General features: G+C 56.9%; 2 protein-coding genes. One reads left to right on the forward strand and one right to left on the reverse strand.

What is annotated here, in order from left to right:
• The first annotated feature begins 323 nt into the window (after window positions 1-323).
• Complete coding sequence (locus tag AC56LN_RS23370) at window positions 324-782, forward strand: MarR family winged helix-turn-helix transcriptional regulator (protein WP_499574947.1); 459 nt, start codon at window positions 324-326, stop codon at window positions 780-782.
• Window positions 783-805: 23 nt separating this feature from the next.
• Here AC56LN_RS23370 and AC56LN_RS23375 read toward each other — a convergent pair whose 3' ends face one another.
• Complete coding sequence (locus AC56LN_RS23375; protein WP_499574948.1) at window positions 806-2,383, reverse strand: methyl-accepting chemotaxis protein; 1,578 nt, start codon at window positions 2,381-2,383, stop codon at window positions 806-808.
• Window positions 2,384-2,818 lie beyond the last annotated feature (435 nt).

Genomic DNA, 2,818 nt, shown 5'->3' on the forward strand with positions numbered 1-2,818 from the left:
CTGCAGCAGAGAAGAGAGATTATGCTGTGTTTCCGAAATCTCGTCAACTCTTTCTTTTCGCTTCGTCTCAGATTTCTCTGTAGACCTTGCTCTCGTAACCACTTGATTACGTTAACATTTTCGGTCAGTGCCGAAGCGGAGGCGAACTATAACAAACGCGGACCGCATTCCGCAAGAGCTCTTCATGAATATTCTTTGAAGCCGCCATCGGTGGCTTACACGCAACGCTTACGTCAGTACCAGACGCGTCATGAGGTTAGGCCGAAATGCGCCTCAGGGGGCATTGCTTGCAATTATCTAGTGTGCGACCTATATTGGATTCCATGACTGACACTTCCCTTTCCTCCACCAATACGCCTCGTCTCGACGAACAGCTCTGCTTCGCCCTGTATTCAACCTCCCTGGCGATGATGCGGGTTTATCGCGGCGTGCTGCCAAAGCTCGGCCTCACGTACCCGCAATATCTTGTCATGATGGTGTTGTGGGAACAGGACCAGTTGACCGTGTCGGATATCGGCGAACACTTGTTCCTGGATTCTGCGACGCTCACTCCCTTGCTCAAGCGAATGGAGGCGCAGGGGCTGGTGCAGCGCAACCGCGCCCGAAGTGATGAGCGGCAGGTCATCATCAGCCTGACCGACGACGGCAAGGCGCTCAAGCACGAAGCCGCCAATGTCATGGCTGCGGTGTTTCGTGCGACCAAGTGTTCGGCCGACGAGGTCGACGCCTTGCGTGGTCAACTGGTCGAACTACGCAATAGCCTGAACGACAACGGCGGCTAAGCCGGCGTCATCGACAACGCAGCTTACGCTGCGATACGCAGCGGATTGTTCTCGGCATCAATGCGGAACACACGCACCGTCCGTAACAGACTTCCCGCCTGCTCGTTGAGCGCCGCCGCCGACGCTGCGGACTGTTTGACCAGGACCGCATTTTGCTGGATTGCTTCATCCATCTGATCAACGGCCAGGTTGACCTCCTGGATGCCGGCGTGCTGGGCTTCGCTCGCTGCCGTGATTTCTTCGATGATGCCACTGACATGTCGCACGCTGGTCACGATGTCGCTCATCGTCATGCCGGCCTGCTCGACCAGCTTTGATCCCGCTTCCACCTTCGCCACCGATTCGCCAATCAGGGCAGAAATCTCTTTCGCAGCACTGGCGGAACGCTGGGCCAGGTTCCGCACCTCGCTTGCGACGACAGCAAATCCGCGCCCCTGTTCGCCGGCGCGCGCTGCCTCCACTGCCGCATTGAGCGCCAGGATATTGGTTTGGAACGCGATGCCATCGATGACGCTGATGATGTCCGATATCTTGTGCGCCGATGCGTTAATTTCCTCCATCGTGCTGACCACCGCTGTGACGACACTCCCGCCCTTGCTGGCAACCTGGCTGGCCGATGCTGCGAGTGTGTTGGCATGACGGGCGTGCACGGTGTTTTGTTCCACGACGGCCGTGAACTGCTTCATTGATGTCGCCGTGCGACCAAGCGAGCTAGCCTGCTGCGCGGTACGCATCGAGAGATCGCTGTTGCCAGCACTGATTTCGCTTGAAGCATTGGCAATCATGTCAGTGCCGCCGCGGACTTGCGCAACAATGCCCTGAAGGCTGGCTTGCATGTCGCGGATGGCATGCATGACGCTCGCCCGGTCGTTGGGACGGACCGTGATCGCGACCGTGAGGTCGCCTGAAGCGATTGCCGATGCAATGCGGTTGACTTCCAGAGGTTCGCCGCCCAGCTGGCGCAGCAGGTGCGTGGTAATGGCGCCACCGACAAGAATACTGATAACCACTGCAGCAAGCGCAACGGCGACGATCGTCGTCTGCGCGGACGTGATCGATTGTTCTGCACTGAGCGTCCCGGCCTCGACCTGTTTCTGCACTGCGGTGATGACGCGATTGATGTCCAGCACGTTTTGCCGGCGCAGCGGGCTGCACTCGTTGACCAGGAATGCCCCGTATTCCGCCATCTGCGCGGCATCGCGGTAGCGTCTTGGACGGTTGAGTTCTTCTGCCATACGCAGCAGGCCGGCACGCATCGTCGCAAAGTCGGCGTTTCCTTCAAACAAAGGTGCCAGGGCCTGCAGTTCCTTGAGGAAGTTGGCCTTTTGCTCGTCAAGCAGAGCGAGTTCACGCTGTGCTTGCACCGTGTCGGGAATGATGTAGGCGTTGCGTGCTGCCAGCCCGGTTTGCGCAAGCGATTCACGCAGCGCATACAGGCGCTCGAGCTTGGTAGTGCGCACAGCATTCTGGGTCGCTAACTCTTGGCCAACATTTCCTAACTCACGCCAGGCAAACAACGCCAGCACGATGATGAGGATGCCGACCAGGCCGAATCCGACGCCTAGTTTTGCACGGGTACTGAGTGAAGAAAATATGTTCATATGATAACGACTTCGAGAGAAATAACGGTTCGCAGGTTGGTATGCAACCGTCAGCTAGAGGAGGTTGACCAAAGACGACGAATTATAGAGAAGATTTAATAGCGCACGATTGATTCTGTAAGGAAAGCGATGTTTTCTGTCCGTCATGCTCTTAATGCTGATGTTTTTTCACACCGATGCGAGGTATGGAATGGCGGGCCCGGGCGGATCCCTCATGCACGATGCATGCAGGGAGGTTTCTTGCGGTGCCATGGCGGGAGTTCACCGCCGCATGAACCCTGGACGTCAAGATGGTTCGGGCCATCTCTTGAGTATCGATCGCCCAAAGCGAAAAGCCCCACTCAGATCACTGAGTGGGGCTTTTCTATATAACTAGCCTGACGATAACCTACTTTCACACTGGTTGCAGCACTATCATCGGCGCAAAGTCGTTTC

The organism is Telluria sp. ZT3P26 (assembly GCF_059686035.1).

Excerpts from the sequence above, each read along its gene's own strand:
- AC56LN_RS23370 (WP_499574947.1), top strand. The coding sequence starts at position 324 with ATGACTGACACTTCCCTTTCCTCCACCAATACGCCTCGTCTCGACGAA.
- AC56LN_RS23375 (WP_499574948.1), bottom strand. The coding sequence starts at position 2,383 with ATGAACATATTTTCTTCACTCAGTACCCGTGCAAAACTAGGCGTCGGA.